The sequence below is a fragment of the Arthrobacter silviterrae genome, assembly GCF_011045165.1.
In the GTDB taxonomy this organism is placed as follows: domain Bacteria; phylum Actinomycetota; class Actinomycetes; order Actinomycetales; family Micrococcaceae; genus Specibacter; species Specibacter silviterrae.
The window spans coordinates 103,611-120,228 of sequence record NZ_JAAKZI010000002.1; the positions used below are offsets into that span (position 1 = coordinate 103,611).

The following is a 16,618-nucleotide window of genomic DNA, read 5'->3' on the forward strand; positions in this document are numbered from 1 at the left end:
GGGCGCCCGGGGCTCCGACGCCGGCCCCTGTGACGGGGCATCAGTCTCCGGCTGCGGCACCAACCGCCTGGCCCAGCTCCGCGAACCTGGCACTTTCCTTCTCAATGCTGGCCACCTCGCGCGGCACGTAGCCGGCTGCCGCCAAATCCGTGTGAAGTGCCTCAAACGCCTGCTGGAAACGGCCAATCGCGGCATAAAAGGCGCGGCGCCGCGGCTCCTTGTCCTTCGCAGCCTGGCCACCCGTGCCGCAAAAATACGCCACGAACTGCTTCGCCTGCATGGGAACCGCCACGTCCTCGCACAATTCCCGGAGCCCGGAGGTGGCCTCTTCCAATTCCTTGCGGCACGCGGCCAGCTCAATCTCATCCATGCATCCATCATCCACCCGAGACCGGCAGCCCCGCTGCGGATGCCCGGCTATTCCGCGGTCCCGTCCACCAGGCCCATGAACATGGTCCGGTGGAGCGTGTCCACATGGCGCCGGGAAATCTCCACGGCCGCCTGGACACGGCCTTCCCTCAAGGCTGCCACCAGCTGGATGTGGTCCTGGTTGGAGCTGTGCAGGCTCTCGATGGGGTACGGGATGAAGTATTCGTACAGCTCGCTCAGGACCTCAAGGTAAGCCTCGACGGCGCCCTCCAGCCCCGATGCGCCGGCCACCAGGCGGTGGAATTCCTCATCCAGCTGGTGGTAGCCGGACCAGCTCTCAGCCTGGGCCATTCTCCCGGTCAAGGCTTCCAACTCCCCCAGCTGGTCCTCGGAAATGTTCACGGCCGCGAAGTGCGTAACAGCGCATTCACCCAGCACCCTGCGGTCCACGAGCCGGTGCACGCGGTTGAACTCGCCGGCCGGCGCCGCCAGGGCAGCCAGGACATCGCGCGGGGGCGCATCCGCCACAAACGTCCCGCCGTTGCGCCCGCGGCGGCGTACCACAACGCCTTCGTCGGCCAGGGTGGTCAGGGCCCGCCGGGCCGTGATGGGGCTGACCGAAAGCCCCAAGGCCACGTCGTGCTTGTCAGGCAGGCGCTCCCCCGGCTTGAGCAGGCCCAGGAAGATGGCAGTGCCAATGCGCAGCCGCACAGCTTCGATGGCGCTGCGGCGTTCCAGTCCCGCCAGCGCCGCATCCCCGATGGGGGAGGTGTCCGCAGCTGATTCGTGGCTCATAAAGATCACTGTAGGGGATTTTTTCCCAAGCCTGTTGCTAAGGGATCAATATGATCTATTATGAATTAAGTCACAACCCCAAGCATGGAGCGTCACATGTCCCGCATTCTGCCCCTCATCGCAGCTCAAGCCCCGCCACGGCTCATTGGCGAACCGCTGGCCGGCTTTGCCCGGGAGCTGCGCACCACCCTGGCGCACCAGCCGAACGCCAAGCTGGTGGTGTTCCCGGAGCTGCACCTCTTCGGCGACGGAACACCGGACCAGCAGCGCGCCGACGCGCTGCAGGCCTCGGCCGAACCCCTGGACGGACCAAGGGTTGACGGGCTCCGGGCCATTGCCGCCGAACTGGGCATCTGGCTGGTGCCCGGGAGTGTCTGCGAGCGCGGGGAGGACGGCCAGCTGTTCAACACGCAGCTGGTGCTCTCCCCCGGCGGAGACATTGCCGGCGCCTACCGGAAAATCTTCCCGTGGCGGCCCTTCGAACCCTACGATCCGGGGCACGAATTCGTGACCGTGGACCTGGAGGGATATGGCCGGGCCGGGCTGAACATCTGCTACGACGCCTGGTTCCCGGAAGTCACCCGGCAGCTGGCCTGGATGGGAGCGGAGGTCATCATCAACGTGGTGAAGACCACCACCCCGGACCGTGAGCAGGAACTGGTGCTGGCCCGGGCCAACGCCATCACCAACCAGGTGTTCATGGTGAGTGTGAACTGTGCCGGACCCACCGGCCAGGGCCGCAGCATCATCGTTGACCCCGAAGGCGGGGTGGTCACCCAGGCGCCCTCGGCGGAACCCGCCGTGCTCACCGCCCAACTGGACCTGTCCGCCGTCGAACATGTCCGAAACCACGGAACCGCAGGCCTGAACCGCATGTGGTCCCAGTTCCGCCCCGGCGAGCCCGCCATCGAGCTCCCCGTCTACCAGGGCCGGATCGACCCGGAATCCTGGAACCCCGTTCTCCGCTCATCGAGGAGCATCGCATGAACCCGCAAGCAACCCTGATCCGCACGCTCAACCTCAGGTCCCTGGTCCTGTTCGGACTCGCCTACCTGACCCCCATCATTGTGCTGGGCATCTTCGGCATCATCGCCGAGACCACCGGCGGCGCCTCCCCGTCCGCCTACCTCGTGGCCATGGTGGCCATGCTCTTCACCGCCCACAGCTACGGCCGCATGTCCGTGGCATACCCCGTGGCCGGCTCCGCCTACACCTACGTCCGCAAGTCGATTGATCCGCGGGTGGGCTTCCTGGTGGGCTGGGCCATCCTGCTCGACTACCTGTTTTTGCCCATGGTCATCTGGCTCATTGGCGGCTCCTTCCTCAGCGCACAGTTCCCGGGCATCCCGATTGCCGTGTGGATCCTGCTGTTCATCGTCATCACCACCTTCCTGAACATCCTGGGCATCAAGGTGGCGGACAAGGCCAATTACGTGCTCATGGCCTTCCAGATCCTGGTGATCGTCTTCTTCGTGGCGCTGTCGATCGGCCACATCGTGCACACCTCGGGCGCCGGCGGGCTGGCCAATTCCTCGCCGTTCTTCAACGCCGGTTCCAGCCTGGGCACCATCAGCGCCGGGGCCGCGATTGCCGCCTACTCCTTCCTGGGGTTCGACGCCGTCACCACGCTGACGGAGGAAACCATTGAACCGAAGAAGAACATGCCGCGGGCCATCATGCTCATCGCCCTGATTGGCGGCGGCATCTTCATAGTGGTTGCCTACTTCACCCAGCTGGTCCACCCTGGCGGTGCCTTCGCGGATTCCGCTTCCGCCGCCAGCGAGATCGCCCTGCAAATTGGCGGCACCTTCTTCGGCGCCGTGTTCCTGGCCGGTCTGGTTGCCGCACAGTTCGCCTCGGGCCTGGCCGCGCAGGCGAGCGCCTCCCGCCTGATGTACGCCATGGGCCGCGACTCCGTGCTCCCCAAGGCCGTGTTCGGCCGGCTCAACGCGAAGTACCACACGCCCGTTGCCAACATTGTGATCGCCGGAATCATCGGGCTGATCGCCATCTTCCTGGACGTGGCCACCTCCACCTCGTTCATCAACTTTGGCGCCTTCACGGCCTTCACCATGGTCAACATCTCGGTCATCTTCCACTATGTCCGCGAACGCCGGGCCGGAAACCTCCTCAACCCGGTCAGTTACGTGGTGGTCCCTGCCGTCGGGGCGCTGATCTGCGGCTACCTGCTCTCCCAGCTGGACATCAACGCCGTCACCCTGGGCTTGTCCTGGCTGGCCGTGGGGATCGTGGTGCTGGTCTTCATCACCAAGGGCCTGCGCAAGGCACCGCCGGAGATGGCAACGCTGGAGGAAGCGGTAGTCTAGGCGCAGAATTACAGCCCCGTTCACCCACCATTCAGGAAAGGCCAGACCAGTGCGCATCGCCATGGGCCAGCTGGCGTCCGGCACGGACACCGCCGCCAACCTCCGCACCATCGACGCGTACGCCGCGCGGGCCGCGGCTGACGGCGCCGCCCTGGCGGCATTCCCCGAGTACGCCACCTACGAGAAAAAGATGATCGACTCCACCTTCCCCACAGTGGCCCAGCCGCTGGACGGTGAGGTGGGCCGGGAGCTCTCCCGGATCGCCCGCCACCATGGCATTGCCGTGGTGGCGGGCCTGGTGGAATCCTCCCCCGACCCCTCCCGCGCCTACAACACGCTCGCCGCATTTGGCCCCGACGGCGCGCTGCTGGCCGCCTACCGCAAGATCCACCTGTTCGACGCCCAGGGCTTCCGGGAATCGGATTACGTGGCCCCCGCACCGACCACCGATCCGGTGGTCTTTGACGTGGACGGCGTCCGCTTTGGCCTCATGACCTGCTACGACGTCCGCTTCCCCCGGCAGGCAGAGGCCCTGTCCGACGCCGGTGCTCACGTGCTGCTGGCCTGCTCGTCCTGGGTGCCGGGTGAACTAAAGACCAAGCAATGGCGCACCCTGCTGGCGGCGCGGGCCATTGAAAACAGCCTGTTCGTGGCCGGCATCTGCCAGGCGCCCCCTGTATCCGTGGGCAACTCGCTGCTGGCCGGCCCCATGGGGGACGTGCTGGCCGAACTGGGGCTGGAGCCGGGCGTGCTGGCGGCGGACATTACCCCGGAAGAGCTGGCCTCGGTCCGCGCGCACTTCCCCACGCGCAGCCAGCGGCGCTACCTTTAGGCGGCTGGGAAGGGCACGGTGCGGGAGCGTAAGGACTAAACGCCCCGATTGTGCGGGAGCGTCGGGAGGGGAGGGGGATTCCGGCCGTGCGGCTATTCCGTTTTCGCTGCCGGGGTTCCCTCCGTCACGGCTGCGGGCGCATCTGCGGCGGAGTCCTCAATGTAGCGCCGCGGGTTGATCATCACGGCACCTGCCAGCATGACCAGCAGGCAGGCGCCAAGCATGGCGAAGGACGCCGTCCAAGACCCCGTGGCGTCGTGGATGGTGCCAAAGAACAGCGGCGCGATGCCTGCCCCCGCATAGCCCACGCCCTGGCTGAAACCGGAAAGCACCGAAGAGCCGTGCGTGGTCCGCGAGCGCAGGTTCACCATGAGCAGGGCCGTCGCGAAGGTGCCCTGGCCCAGCCCGGAGAATGTCACCCACAGCCACGTCCCATGCATGGGCGAAAGGTACAGGCCCAGGTGCCCGGCGCTCCAGCACACGGCAAAGACCCCGATGGCAATAATGGGGTTCTTCATCCGCGGCACCCACAAAGGCACCAGCAGGCTCACGGGCAGGCCCAGGATCGCAAAATATGCCAGTGCGGAACCGGCCGTGGCGGCGTCAACGCCCTGGCCGGACAAATACGGCGGCAGCCAGGTGAAGTACACATAGGTTTGCGCCGAGTTGCCCGCCAAAAAGATCGCCAGGCCCCAGGCCACGGGGGAACGCCACGGCACCAGCTTCTGTACGGCACCGGAAACGCCGGGACGGCCGACGGCGGCAGGCGAGGAGTGGCCGGAGTCGTCGGCAAGCCGGGACCCGCGGCGGTCCCGCAGCGCCTGCGCGGCCCACGGCAGCAGCACCACCAGGCTTACGGCGGCCCACATGCCGATGGACACGCGCCAGTTGCTCAGCCCGGCCACCGGAACGGCCAGCTGGGGGCTGACGGCGGTGCCCACGGCCAGCAGCGTCACGTACCCGGCCGTCACCACGCCCACGCGGTCGGGGAAGTACTTTTTCACCAGCGGCGGCAGCACCACATTGCCAATGCCGTAACCGGCCATGACCACTGCGGACCAGCCCAGGAACGGCCACACATGATCGCTGGCGGCCCGCACCAACTGGCCGGCCACGGCCAGAACCACGGCCGCCACCAGCACCCGTTCCAGGCCGAAGCGGCGGATCAGGGCCGGGGTGAGCAGGCCGAACACGGCGAAAATGAGCGGCGGGAGCATGGCGAGCAGGCCAATGGTGCCGGCGTCGAACCCGAGCTCCGGACGCAATTCGCCCAGCAGCGGCGGCACCACGGAAACGGCCGTCCGCAGGCTCAGCGCCATGACCATGATGCCCAACAGGGAACCCAGGCGCCCGGTCCACGGCCTTTTCACTGCAAAATTGCTCATCCGACAACAGTAGCCACTCGGGGCGCCACCGGAGTGCCGCGGGTCCTTGACCGGGCGAAATTGCGGCCATACATTGGGGATTGGACTGCATCCGACAAAGGCAAGGACGCCCATGGAAGCCACACTGCCCACCACCCGGGACGACTGCCTGGCCGCAGACGCCAGCGACCCCCTGCGCCGATTTCGCAAGGAGTTCGCGCTGCCGGAGGGCGTCATCTACCTGGATGGCAACTCGCTGGGACCACGGCCGCGGTCGTCTTCGGCCACAGCCACCCGCGTGCTGGAACAAGAGTGGGGCACCGGGTTGATCCGCAGCTGGAACACGGCCGGCTGGTTTGAATTGCCGGGCCGGCTGGGGGACAAACTGGCGGCATTGCTGGGCGCGGGGCCCGGCGAAGTGGTGGTCACCGACACCACCTCCCTCAACCTGTTCAAGTCACTGGCCGCCGCCCTGCGCATCCAGAGGGAGGCTGCACCGGAGCGGAAGGTTATCGTGACCGAACGCGACAACTTCCCCACCGACATCTACATGGCCGAGGGCATGGTGGACTTCCTGGACCAGGGCTACTCGGTCCGGCTCATTGACGAAGGCCTTCCGCTGGAGGCCGCGCTGGGAGGCGACGTGGCCGCCGTCGCGCTTTCCCATGTCAACTACCGGACCGGGGCCATGTGGGACATGGCGGCGACCACTTCCGCCGTGCACCGCGCCGGCGCCCTGGCGGTCTGGGACCTCGCCCACGCGGCCGGGGCCGTGCCCGTGGACCTGCGCGGTGCCGGCGCGGACTTTGCCGTGGGCTGCACCTACAAGTACCTCAACGGCGGGCCGGGATCCCCCGCGTTCATCTGGGTCAACGCACGGCACCAGGACCGCTTTTGGCAGCCGCTGTCCGGCTGGTGGGGGCACGCCCGGCCGTTTGCCATGGAGGATTCCTACGAACCCGTCACCGGAATTGGCCGCTTCCTGTGCGGAACGCAGCCCATGCTCTCCATGGCCCTGGTGGAATGCGGGCTGGACGTCAGCCTGGCCGCGGACATGGGGGCGGTGCGGGAAAAGTCGCTGCGCCTGACGGACCTGTTCATCTCCCTCGTGGAGGCGCGGGGGGCAGGCCACGGGCTGGAACTCGTCACGCCCCGCGAGCACGCCCGCCGCGGCAGCCACGTCAGCTATGCGCATCCGGAGGGGTACGCCATCATGCAAGCCCTGATTGCCCGCGGGGTGATCGGCGACTACCGGGAACCCCACGTGCTGCGCTTTGGCATCACGCCACTATATTTGGGGTGCACGGACGTCTGGGATGCCGTGGACGCCCTGTTCGACATCCTGGACAACCGGTTGTGGGATGCGCCCGAGTTCCGCGAGCGGCTGCAGGTCACCTAACGCACCGCGTTCACTCCGCCCTCCGCGCGCCCGGCTCACGCACGCCCCGCCGCCCCCCCTAATCCACTCCACCCGCCGAGATAGCGGTACCGCGCCGAAACCCCACAAAATTTTTGGGGGATCTCGGCGCGGATCCGCTGTCTCGGCGAAGGTGCGGGGATGCGCGGGGGTCGGCGGAGGTGCGCGGGGATGCCACCAGAACGTGGATGCGTATCGGCAGGATCGTGCAGAAATTTCCCGTCAACGCGTAGGATGTAACCACGAAGTCCGGCGACAGGAGGCCCTACGTGGACGCAGCCCAGCTGGGCGCCGCCGTCAGAGCGCGGCGCCGCGAACTTGAGCTGACGCAGATTGAAACAGCTGACCTCGCGGACGTCTCCCCCCGGGTGCTCAGCGACCTGGAGAACGGCCGCGAGACAGTGCGCCTGGACATCCTCCACGCCGTGGCCAACGCACTGGGACTCAGCGTGGGCCTGAGCGTTCAGCGGCCGTGAAGAACCCCGAGGACGCCAAGCGGATCCACCACGCAGTGGTGTACAAAAAGGGCCGTGCCGCAGCCACGCTCACCCGGCATGCCGGCGTCGGCGTGGTCTTTTCCTACCTGCCCGCCTACCTCAGTTCCGGCGGGCCCGCCATCGCCTCCACCCTCCCGGTCCTGGACGTCCCGGTGACGCTGGGGCACGGCAGCGTGCCTGCGTTTTTTGCCGGGCTGCTGCCGGAGGGCGAGCGCCTGGCCAAGTTGCGCTGGGCCGTGAAAACTACCATCACCGATGAATTCTCCCTGCTCCTGGCAGCCGGCTTGAACCCCGTGGGCGATGTCCAAATTGTCCCGGCCGGGGAACCGCTGGCCAAGCTGCCCCCGCTGCTGGCCGTCACCAAGACCATGGGAGGCATCCGGTTTGCCGACTTCGCCGCGGTCCCCGGGCCGGTTGACGAGTCCTCCCTGGCAGGTTTCCAGGACAAGGTCACTGCCTCCTACGTCCACGACAAGGACCCCTCGCGGGCGTACATCCTCAAGTTCAACGACGGCAGCCACGCCCGCCAGGTGGAGACCGAGCACCTGCTGCTGACCAAGGCCAGGAAGCTGGGCATCCCGGTGGCGGCCGCCCGCCTGGTGCACGACGGCGCCGGGCAAGCCGCGCTGCTTGTCTCACGTTTTGACCGGTCCCCGGCAGGGCCGCTGGCGGTGGAGGACGGCGCCCAGCTGCTGGGGCTGCCGCCGTCGCGCAAATACGGCGTCCCGACCGAAGCCGTGGCCGCGGCCATTGTGGCCCCGTGTCCGGCCCGCCTGCTGGCCGCCCGCAACGTGTTCCTGCAGTTCCTGTTTGGCTGGCTGACCGGCAACGGCAACCTGCACGCCAAAAATATTTCCGTGGTGCAGCATGCCGGCGGGGAGTGGTTCGTGGCCCCGGCCTACGACCTCCAATGCACGCTGGCCGCCGAAATTGAGCAGGGGCTGGCCGCCGGCGTGCCCGGCGGCATTGTCACCGAGCTCACCGACGGCGACCCCTCCCGCGACCCTGGCATGGCGCTGCCCCTCGGCGGCAGCGCGGGCAGCAGGACGGCACTGGCGCGCAACGACTGGCTGCGTTTTGGCCGGACCCTCCACCTGCCCGAACGGCTGTCCGCCAAGTGCATCGACAAGGCACTGGCCGCCTCTGCCCTGACCCCGGCGGAACTGCCGTTTGGGCGTGAGGTGAGCGCCGCCGTCGTCCGCGTCCTGGACACCCGGCGGGCGGCGATGGCCGCGCAGCCGCGGCACAATGGGGTTTTACTGACGAATTGACGCTAAAATGGTGCCATGCCACGAATAGCCGCCCCAACCAACGCGGCGCAGCGCGAGCAGACGCAGCGCAAGATACTTGACGCCTTCGGTGAACTCCTGTTCAGCCACGGCCTGCCGGGCCTGACCATGACGGACGTTGCCCGCAGCGCCGGCGTTGGCCGCACCGCCGTATACAACTACTTTGCCGACCTGGAACAGCTCCTGGTGGCGTTTGCGCTCGATGAAACCGGACGGTTTGTCAGCGAGCTGAAGGCCAGGCTGGACGGGCTGGAAAATCCCGTGGACAGGCTTTCGCTGTACGTCCGGGCCCAGCTGGAGGACCTCACGCGCCGCCACCTGCCCCCCGGCCCCGCCATGCGTTCGGTGCTTTCGAGCGAATCGTTCGCCAAGCTGGCCGTGCATGTGGGCGAGCTGAACCGGCTGCTGGAGGACATCCTGCGCGACGGCATGGACCAGCGGTTCCTGCCCGAGGCCGACGTGGAGGGGCTGGTGCAGCTGATCCACGGCTCCCTGACCGCCAGCGCGTCCCGCCGCACCTCGGGCGCCGAGGAGGAACGCGTGGCCGCCGCCGTCCGGTTCATCCAGGCCGGGGTGGGCGCCGCCTTCGACGACGACGGCCGGCCGGTCACCATCCGCTAGGGAGTGGGCTTGGCCGACGGCGGTGCAGTGGTGGGTTGCAGCCGCGGGCAGGACAGCCGCCCGGGCGTCTGGTCAACCTTGGGCGCCTCGACCAGGGTGGTGTAGGTGTTGGTGACGATGAAGTCGACGCTGGCATCCTTGCGGCCGTCCTGGACATATTCCGAGCCGGCCACGTTGCGCTGGAGGTTGAACGCCGAGGCATGGCCGGCGGCGCCGGAAACCACCACCACGGGCGCCGAATATTCCGTGGTCCGGTTGGCCACAGCCTTGACCACGTAGCCGCGCTTTTTCAGCTCGGCCGCCACCTTTGTGGCCATCCCTTCAAGGCTGCCGGCATTGTAGACATTGACGGCCACCTTCTTGTTGGCCGGGTAGTCCAGGGTCTCCGCAGGACAGCTGACCACCGGCGCGGCGGCTTTCGGAAAGCCAAACTTGATTTCCAGCTCGCCGCGCTGCACCATTCCAGCCAGCACCACGCCGGCCACCACCAGGGCGAGCAGCAGAACCAGGGTGACGGCGTGGGTGATGCGCCGCCGGACCATGCTTGGTTCGTATTCAGGGGATTCCTGCTCGGGAAACGCCTCGGCAAGTCCCTGCGCGTCAATGACCTGGCGCCCGTGCCAAAACTGCACGTCCTTGGATTTCTTGCGGGCCAGGCGCTCTTCGTAGGCCGCGTCCTTGGCCTGGCGCCGAGCCTCCCGCGCCGCCCTGCGCTGTTGCCCCGCCGTCAGGAGGACGTCGTCGTCCCGGCCGCCGTGGTCCCGGCCGCCGTCGGGCGTGTCAGTCATCGATCACCAGCACCCGGGCGTGCAGGATGGTCCGCTGGTGCAGGGCCGTGCGCACTGCCCGGTGCAGGCCGTCCTCCAGATAGAGGGTCCCATGCCACTGCACCACATGCGGGAAGAGGTCGCCAAAGAATGTTGAGTCCTCGGCCAGCAGCGCCTCGAGGTCCAGCTGGGCCTTGGTTGTCACCAAATCGGCCAGCCGGACTTGGCGCGGCGGCACGGCGGACCAGTCCTTGGGCGTGACATAGCCATGGTCAGGATAGGGCCGCTTGTCGCCTACTGCTTTGAAGATCACCCCCTCAGACTATGGACTGGAGGGCCCCAAGGGAACTGCCTCGCCTGCGCGCCGCCGGGTGTGTTGCCAAATGGTTACCTCGGGTGCACGCGGGCAGCGGGGAAGGCTGGGATCATGGGTTCATGACGCTTGCTACCCCGCCCCTGGCCCTGCTGCTTGACGTGGACGGCCCCATTGCCAGTCCCGAGAGCCGGCAGGTGGCCCCCGGCATCATTGACAGCCTGATCGGCCTGCTCCACGAGGAAATTCCCGTCATCTTCAATACCGGCCGCTCCGATTCGTTCATTGCGGAACAGGTCATGGCGCCCATGATCGACGCCGGAATACCGGCCCGGGCCGTGGTGCACGCGATTTGCGAAAAGGGCGCCGTCTGGTTCAGCTTCACGGCGCAGGGGCCCGGCGCCATCCACCTGGACCGCGAGCTGGCCATGCCCGCGGCCTTCGCCGACGATGTCAGGGCACTGGTGCAGGCGCGCTACGCCGAGCACATGTTTTTTGACGAAACCAAGCGGGCCATGGTGTCCGTGGAACAACAGCTGGCGGTGTCCAACAGCGACTATTTGGTGCAGCAAGGGCTGTTCGACGCCGACGCCCTGGCACTTCTGGCCCGGCACCAGCTGGGCGCCGCCCGCCTGGACCACCGCTACCCGGCCGGCGGCCGCGTGGACTACCGGGTGGACCCGACCATCATCTCCACGGACATTGAATCGGTCCGGCTGGGCAAGGACCTCGGTGCCAGCCGGGCCGTGGAACTGCTGGCCGCGCAGGGCATTGTGCCGGAAGCGTGGCGCACCGTGGGCGACTCGCGCACCGACTATGCCATGGCCGACTGGCTGCACCACCAGGACCACCGCGTCAAGCACGTGGATGTGCGCCCGGCCGACGGCGTCCCCGCCAAGCCATACCCGGTCCTGACATCGGCCGACCTGGGCCTGGGTGCCGACGTCATTCACGACGACGCCGGCGCGGCGTTCCTGCAGGCGTGGCTTGCGGCGGTGACGGCGGACTGACCCGGGGGTCTGTGTGAGGGTCTATGCGAGGGCGGCCTCGATGGCTGCCACCAGCTCGGGGGCGTCAGGGGTGACGGCGGAGGCAAAGCGGGCCAGCAAGCTGCCGTCTGCGCTGATCAGGAATTTTTCAAAGTTCCATTTGACGGGACTGGCACCGTGACCGGTCAGCTCGGCAAAGAGCGGGTGCGCACCGGTGCCGTTGACGTCAACCTTGGTCCCCAGTGGAAATGTCACTCCGAAGTTCTTCTGGCAGAATTCCGCGATTTCCTCATCCGTGCCGGGCTCCTGGCCGCCGAACTGGTTGCAGGGGATGCCCAGGATTTCCAGGCCGCGGGCCCGGTAGCTTTCATACAGCGCCTCGAGTGCGGCGTACTGCTTGGTGAACCCGCACGCCGATGCCACATTGACCACCAGCACGGCCCCCTTGGCCACGGCACCAAGCGTAGTTTCGGTGCCATCGTTCAGGGCAATGGAAAGGGACTTTAGCTTCTGTTTATTCACAGCCCGATTCTAGCCCCGGCACGTTGGGTCACATTCGATCGCGACGGGTCGCGTTGGGTCACAATGGGGCCGAGAGGCCCAGGGAAAACAAAAGCGGCCCCGGCACTGTTTTCACAGTCCGGGGCCGCTTCCAGTTGTGCGGAGGATGGGGGATTTGAACCCCCGAGGGCGTTAACCCAACACGCGTTCCAGGCGTGCGCCATAGGCCGCTAGGCGAATCCTCCAGCTTGCCGTGGTGAACACGGCAGGTTCAAGAGTACCTGACGAAACGCCCAAGTCACGAATCGATTGCCGCGCAGGGCGGAAAACGGCAGAAAATAAGGGTAGTAGGGCCCCGTTCAAGCCCTACTACCCCCATCTCCAACACGGTCCATCGGAAGGCAGACCATAATGCGCGGGACCGGGAACCGCAGGTTCCCAATTCCCCCGTGCCCGGGTGCGGCGCTCCCCCCGCAACTCCGTGCACAAGAACAACTTTACAACATTGTCACGTCGCTGTGATATTCCGCACTTGATTATTTTTCTGGCAATTTGCTGCATAACCAATAAGGACCGCCGCCGGCAGCCCATCCGGGCAGGCAGACGCCTTGGTCCCACCCTTCTGTGTGCGGTGCAGCTGCCGCTATCTCAATCCGTGGTTGGCAGCCAGCACGGCCGCGACGAAGCCGGCCACCATGAACAGCACGCAAAGAATCCACAGCAGGAATTGCTGGTCGGAATGGTGGTGGGCCCGCTGGCTGGTGTTGGTGGAAAACACTTCCAGCCGCAGCAGTGCGGAAATCCCGCAGACGAAGGCGAGGACCAGGAATGCCCATTGAAAGAGTCCGTAAATCATGACGACCGTCAGCTCCTCAAGCCCCGGGCAACCCAAGGGGTGAAGCTTCCCGGGCATCTATGTGGGTGAACAGCACTACCCCTTGACGTGAAGCTACCACCGTTGCCTGCCAATGGGAATGGCCGGGGTGCCCGCCAATTCGCCCGCCCCCGCTCCTTCAGGTAAGCTGTTGGACGGCCCCTCATGTGGCGTCACCCTGTGAACTCCCCCAGGACCGGAAGGTAGCAAGGGTAAGCGGGCTCTGGCGGGTGCATGGGGGGTCTTTACTTTGCCCCGTGAACTTATCCCCAGATGTGCCCAATCCGCGGCATCGACCGGCATTTTGTCAGGCAGATTAGATAGGGTTTCATCTGTGAGTGCACCAACAGCCCTTTATCGCCGGTACCGCCCCGATTCGTTCGCGGACGTGATCGGCCAGGAGCATGTCACGGCTCCCCTGATGGCTGCGCTGGACAAGGACCGCGTCAACCACGCCTACCTTTTTTCCGGCCCGCGTGGTTGCGGCAAGACCACCTCTGCCCGCATCCTGGCCCGATGCCTGAACTGTGCAAAGGGACCCACCTCCTATCCCTGCGGCAGCTGCGACAGCTGCGTTGAGCTGGCCCGTGGCGGATCCGGTTCGCTGGATGTCATTGAGATTGACGCCGCCAGCCACGGCGGCGTTGATGATGCCCGCGACCTCCGCGAACGCGCCACCTTCGCCCCCATCCGGGACCGCTACAAGATTTTCATCATTGACGAGGCCCACATGGTCACGTCCGCCGGCTTCAATGCGCTGCTGAAAATTGTGGAGGAGCCGCCGGAACACATCAAGTTCATCTTCGCCACCACGGAGCCGGACAAGGTCATCGGCACCATCCGCTCCCGCACGCACCACTACCCATTCCGGCTGGTCCCGCCGGAACCGCTCATGGCGTACCTGTCCCGCCTGTGTGAACAGGAAAACGTGCCTGTAGCCCCCGGCGTGCTGTCCCTCGTGATCCGCGCCGGCGGCGGCTCAGTCCGCGATTCGCTGTCCGTGCTGGACCAACTCATGGCCGGCGCGGGTCCTTCCGGCTTGGACTATGAACTTGCCGTGGACCTGCTCGGCTACACCCACGCCTCCCTGCTGGACGACGTCGTCGAAGCCTTGGCCGCCAGCGATTCCGCCACCGTTTTCAAGTCCGTGGACCGCGTGATCCAGACCGGCCACGATCCCCGCCGCTTTGTTGAGGACCTGCTGGAGCGCTTCCGCGACCTCATCATTGTCCAGGCCATGCCCGAAAGCGCCCACGCCATTTTGCGCGGCACCCCGGATGAGCTCATCGCCCGCATGCAGACGCAGGCAGCGCAGCTTGGCGCTGCCGAGCTTTCCCGCGCAGCCGACGTCACCAACTCCGCGTTCAATGAAATGACCGGAGCCACCTCCCCGCGCCTGCACCTGGAATTGCTCGGGGCCCGGCTCCTGCTGCCCGGCGCCGACACCACAGCGCGGGGCATGGCGGCCCGGCTGGACCAGATGGAACGGCGCCTCAACTATGGCGGCGGCCCCGTCGCCGCCGGTGCCCCCGTCGCCGCCGGTGCCCCCGCCGCCGCCGGCTCGGCAGGGACCAACCCTGGTGCCGGGGATTCCTTCGCCCCGGGCACCACGCCCGCCTTCGCCCCCGCCACGCCGCCTGCCCCTGGCGGTGGCCTGGCAGCAGTGCGGGCGCAGCTGGCCAAAGCCAAGGCCGACGCCGGAGCCCAGGTCGCCAGCCGCCACGCCGCCACCGCCGTGGAACCGGCAGCGCAGGCCGCCCCCTCCGCGCCCTCGCCTGTCGCGCAAGCGGCGCCTGTTGCTGCCCCGGCCAGTCCGCCGTCGCAAACTCCGCCGTTGCAGACGCATGCCACTTCCGCACCCGCAGCCCAGGCACCCGCGGCCCCGGCACCCACCTCCCAGGCCGGTCCGCAGGCCCCGGCAGCGCAGGCACCCGACACGGCACCGAGCTGGGACAGCCTAGAGACCGCATCACCCTCCGCGCGGCAGGCAGCGGTTCCAACCGCCCAGGAACAGCCACTGGCACAGCAGGCTCCCGGCGGCACCGGGATCGAGGTTATTCGGCGCGCGTGGCCGGAAATTCTCGCCAACCTCAGCAACATCCGCAAGGTGTCGTGGGCCATGGTGAACCAAAACGTGGTGCCCCGCGCCTTCGACGGGGAAACGCTTCGCGTGGCACTGCCCACCACGGCGTTGATCCAGGCGTTCAGCAACAGCGGCCACGCGGACAATCTGCGCCAGGCCATCCACACCACGCTGGGCATCACGTGCCAGCTTGACCCTGTCACAGGTGATGCGCCGGCCCATGAAAGCAGCGCTGAGCCAAACCCAAAAGGTTCGGCTGACCGGCGGCCTTCCGGCCAGGGGCACCACCCTGCGCCCGTAACGCCCCTCGCGCCCGCAGCCCAAGCACCAGTTCAGGCTCCCGTCCAGGGCACCGCCGTCCAGGCTTCCGTCCCGGCCCCGGTTCAGGCTTCCGTCCAGGCCCCGATTCAGGCTCAGGCTCCCACCCAGGGACCCGCCGTTCAGGCTCCCACCCAGGGCGCCGCCGTTCAGGCTCCGGTCCAGGGCACTGCACCCGCACCGACAGCCACCACCTCCGGTGCAGCTGCGCCCGCTCCGGCAGCCGAAACCCCGGCAGCCCCACAGCCCTCACCTTCACGACGGCCCACGCCCGCCTCCGAATGGGACGGGCCCATCCCGGAAGAACCGTCGTGGGACGACGAACCACCCCATGACGACTGGGCTCCCGAGCTCCCTGCCGCGCCAATTTCCCAGCAGGGGCGGGAACCGTCCAACTCCCAATGGCTTGAGCCGACCACCGTCCCACAGGGCGAACCGGCCGCCGCGCTGCCCGAACCCGCCGATGCCCACGATTCCGCCCGGCAGCCAGGCCAAGCCCCGGCCCACGACCCGTTACAGCGTCCGGCCCAGAGCCCGGCCCAGAGCCCGTCCCAGGAGCCGGCGCCTTACCGTCCCACGGTGTCGCCCATTTCGGCGTGGACCAGCGGCTGGGACATGCCCGACGAATCAACCAAGCCCGCCGAACCGGCCCCGGCGGCCCCGGCCGGGCCACGCCGCAGCGAATTGCTGGCGGCCAAATTGGCGCAAAACACCACGCAGGATGCACCCCAGGATTGGGGCGTCTCCCTGGGCGCCACCTCCCGCAACCGAGTGGCCGACCCCGGCTGGGGCGCACCGGCCAGCGCCCCGGACTGGGCGCAGGCGCCAGCCGCAACCGACCCCGACGCCGTCGGCACCACAGTGGCCCCGGCAGACGGCCCCGTCCCGGCCGGAGCAAGCAACGCCACCTCAGGCGAGCCGCCGTCGTCCGGCACTGCCGCGGCCGCCACCCCAGCGGCTCCTGCCGCACCACACACCGGGGGCGGGACGGACGTGTCCGGGGCACCGGCGTCGAGCGTGGAAAGCGGGCAGCAACCGGGCGGGGCAAAGCTGAGCATGTACCAGCGGCTGTCCCACAGTGCTGAGGCAACGGCCCGCCGCCCTGCCCCCACGGCGGCGAATGCTCCACAGGTGGAGGACGTGCCGAGCGAGGATGACGTCACCATTGAGGAGTCGGGCGTGGTGGGCCAGGCTGCGGTGGAGCGGATTCTGGGCGGGCAATTGATTGAAGAGCGCGACCTCAACGCCGGGCGCTAGCCGGC

The 16,618-nt window shown here is 67.5% G+C and carries 16 protein-coding genes, 1 tRNA gene and 1 other RNA gene; 10 read left to right on the plus strand and 8 right to left on the minus strand.

The window, feature by feature from the left end; all coding sequences use genetic code 11:
- Positions 1 to 40 precede the first annotated feature (40 nt).
- Together G6N77_RS01855 and G6N77_RS01860 are read right to left on the minus strand one after the other, a co-directional pair.
- The gene (locus G6N77_RS01855) at positions 41 to 370 is read right to left on the minus strand and encodes a hypothetical protein (RefSeq protein ID WP_165180311.1); all 330 of its coding nucleotides are present in this window, start codon (positions 368 to 370) and stop codon (positions 41 to 43) included.
- A 47-nt stretch (positions 371 to 417) separates the two neighbouring features.
- The gene (locus G6N77_RS01860; RefSeq protein WP_165180312.1) at positions 418 to 1,164 is read right to left on the minus strand and encodes a FadR/GntR family transcriptional regulator; all 747 of its coding nucleotides are present in this window, start codon (positions 1,162 to 1,164) and stop codon (positions 418 to 420) included.
- Positions 1,165 to 1,260: 96 nt separating this feature from the next.
- Here G6N77_RS01860 and G6N77_RS01865 point away from each other — a divergent pair, with 96 nt between their 5' ends.
- From G6N77_RS01865 to G6N77_RS01875, 3 genes are read left to right on the plus strand one after another with little or no spacing between them, the layout of a single operon-like run.
- Positions 1,261 to 2,151 (plus strand): carbon-nitrogen hydrolase family protein, encoded by an 891-nt coding sequence (locus tag G6N77_RS01865; protein WP_165180313.1) that lies wholly within the window; start codon positions 1,261 to 1,263, stop codon positions 2,149 to 2,151.
- Complete coding sequence (locus G6N77_RS01870; RefSeq protein ID WP_165180314.1) at positions 2,148 to 3,491, plus strand: APC family permease; 1,344 nt, start codon at positions 2,148 to 2,150, stop codon at positions 3,489 to 3,491. The genes G6N77_RS01865 and G6N77_RS01870 overlap by 4 nt, the downstream gene beginning before the upstream one ends.
- Before the next feature lie 49 nt (positions 3,492 to 3,540).
- The gene (locus G6N77_RS01875; RefSeq protein WP_165180315.1) at positions 3,541 to 4,323 is read left to right on the plus strand and encodes a carbon-nitrogen hydrolase family protein; all 783 of its coding nucleotides are present in this window, start codon (positions 3,541 to 3,543) and stop codon (positions 4,321 to 4,323) included.
- Positions 4,324 to 4,415: 92 nt separating this feature from the next.
- On the opposite strand, the gene G6N77_RS01880 is transcribed toward G6N77_RS01875, so the two are convergent.
- Positions 4,416 to 5,708 (minus strand): MFS transporter, encoded by a 1,293-nt coding sequence (locus tag G6N77_RS01880; RefSeq protein WP_165180316.1) that lies wholly within the window; start codon positions 5,706 to 5,708, stop codon positions 4,416 to 4,418.
- 112 nt (positions 5,709 to 5,820) lie between these two features.
- On the opposite strand from G6N77_RS01880, the gene kynU reads away from it, so the two are divergent.
- From kynU to G6N77_RS01900, 4 genes are all read left to right on the plus strand, one after another.
- A complete protein-coding gene (gene kynU / locus G6N77_RS01885) occupies positions 5,821 to 7,086 on the plus strand; it encodes a kynureninase (RefSeq protein ID WP_165180317.1) in 1,266 nt (421 codons plus the stop codon).
- A gap of 287 nt (positions 7,087 to 7,373) precedes the next feature.
- Positions 7,374 to 7,580 carry a helix-turn-helix domain-containing protein gene (locus G6N77_RS01890; protein WP_165180318.1) on the plus strand — a complete coding sequence of 69 codons (207 nt, stop codon included), beginning with the start codon at positions 7,374 to 7,376 and terminating at the stop codon, positions 7,578 to 7,580.
- The gene (locus G6N77_RS01895; RefSeq protein ID WP_165180319.1) at positions 7,577 to 8,872 is read left to right on the plus strand and encodes a type II toxin-antitoxin system HipA family toxin; all 1,296 of its coding nucleotides are present in this window, start codon (positions 7,577 to 7,579) and stop codon (positions 8,870 to 8,872) included. Before G6N77_RS01890 ends, G6N77_RS01895 begins: the two co-directional genes overlap by 4 nt.
- 15 nt (positions 8,873 to 8,887) lie before the next feature.
- Positions 8,888 to 9,511, plus strand: a complete 624-nt coding sequence (locus G6N77_RS01900) for a TetR/AcrR family transcriptional regulator (protein WP_165180320.1) — start codon at positions 8,888 to 8,890, stop codon at positions 9,509 to 9,511.
- Here G6N77_RS01900 and G6N77_RS01905 read toward each other — a convergent pair.
- Both G6N77_RS01905 and G6N77_RS01910 read right to left on the minus strand, forming a co-directional pair.
- The gene (locus G6N77_RS01905) at positions 9,508 to 10,299 is read right to left on the minus strand and encodes a LytR C-terminal domain-containing protein (RefSeq protein WP_240901596.1); all 792 of its coding nucleotides are present in this window, start codon (positions 10,297 to 10,299) and stop codon (positions 9,508 to 9,510) included. The genes G6N77_RS01900 and G6N77_RS01905 overlap by 4 nt on opposite strands.
- Positions 10,292 to 10,591: a type II toxin-antitoxin system VapB family antitoxin gene (locus G6N77_RS01910; RefSeq protein WP_165180321.1), complete on the minus strand. Its 300-nt coding sequence runs from the start codon at positions 10,589 to 10,591 to the stop codon at positions 10,292 to 10,294. Before G6N77_RS01910 ends, G6N77_RS01905 begins: the two co-directional genes overlap by 8 nt.
- Positions 10,592 to 10,713: 122 nt before the next feature.
- On the opposite strand from G6N77_RS01910, the gene G6N77_RS01915 reads away from it, so the two are divergent.
- Positions 10,714 to 11,601 (plus strand): hypothetical protein, encoded by an 888-nt coding sequence (locus G6N77_RS01915; protein ID WP_165180322.1) that lies wholly within the window; start codon positions 10,714 to 10,716, stop codon positions 11,599 to 11,601.
- Positions 11,602 to 11,622: 21 nt separating this feature from the next.
- Here G6N77_RS01915 and G6N77_RS01920 read toward each other — a convergent pair whose 3' ends face one another.
- The 3 genes from G6N77_RS01920 to G6N77_RS01930 form a co-directional block, all read right to left on the minus strand.
- Positions 11,623 to 12,102, minus strand: coding sequence for a glutathione peroxidase (locus G6N77_RS01920; RefSeq protein WP_370875227.1), 480 nt, complete (start codon positions 12,100 to 12,102; stop codon positions 11,623 to 11,625).
- A 139-nt stretch (positions 12,103 to 12,241) separates the two neighbouring features.
- Positions 12,242 to 12,326, minus strand: a tRNA-Ser gene (locus G6N77_RS01925).
- A gap of 398 nt (positions 12,327 to 12,724) precedes the next feature.
- Positions 12,725 to 12,937 carry a hypothetical protein gene (locus tag G6N77_RS01930; RefSeq protein ID WP_165180323.1) on the minus strand — a complete coding sequence of 71 codons (213 nt, stop codon included), beginning with the start codon at positions 12,935 to 12,937 and terminating at the stop codon, positions 12,725 to 12,727.
- A 172-nt stretch (positions 12,938 to 13,109) separates the two neighbouring features.
- On the opposite strand from G6N77_RS01930, the gene ffs reads away from it, so the two are divergent.
- Both ffs and G6N77_RS01940 read left to right on the plus strand, forming a co-directional pair.
- Positions 13,110 to 13,205, plus strand: an RNA gene (gene ffs / locus G6N77_RS01935) — signal recognition particle sRNA small type.
- A gap of 84 nt (positions 13,206 to 13,289) precedes the next feature.
- Positions 13,290 to 16,613: a DNA polymerase III subunit gamma and tau gene (locus G6N77_RS01940; RefSeq protein WP_165180324.1), complete on the plus strand. Its 3,324-nt coding sequence runs from the start codon at positions 13,290 to 13,292 to the stop codon at positions 16,611 to 16,613.
- Positions 16,614 to 16,618 lie beyond the last annotated feature (5 nt).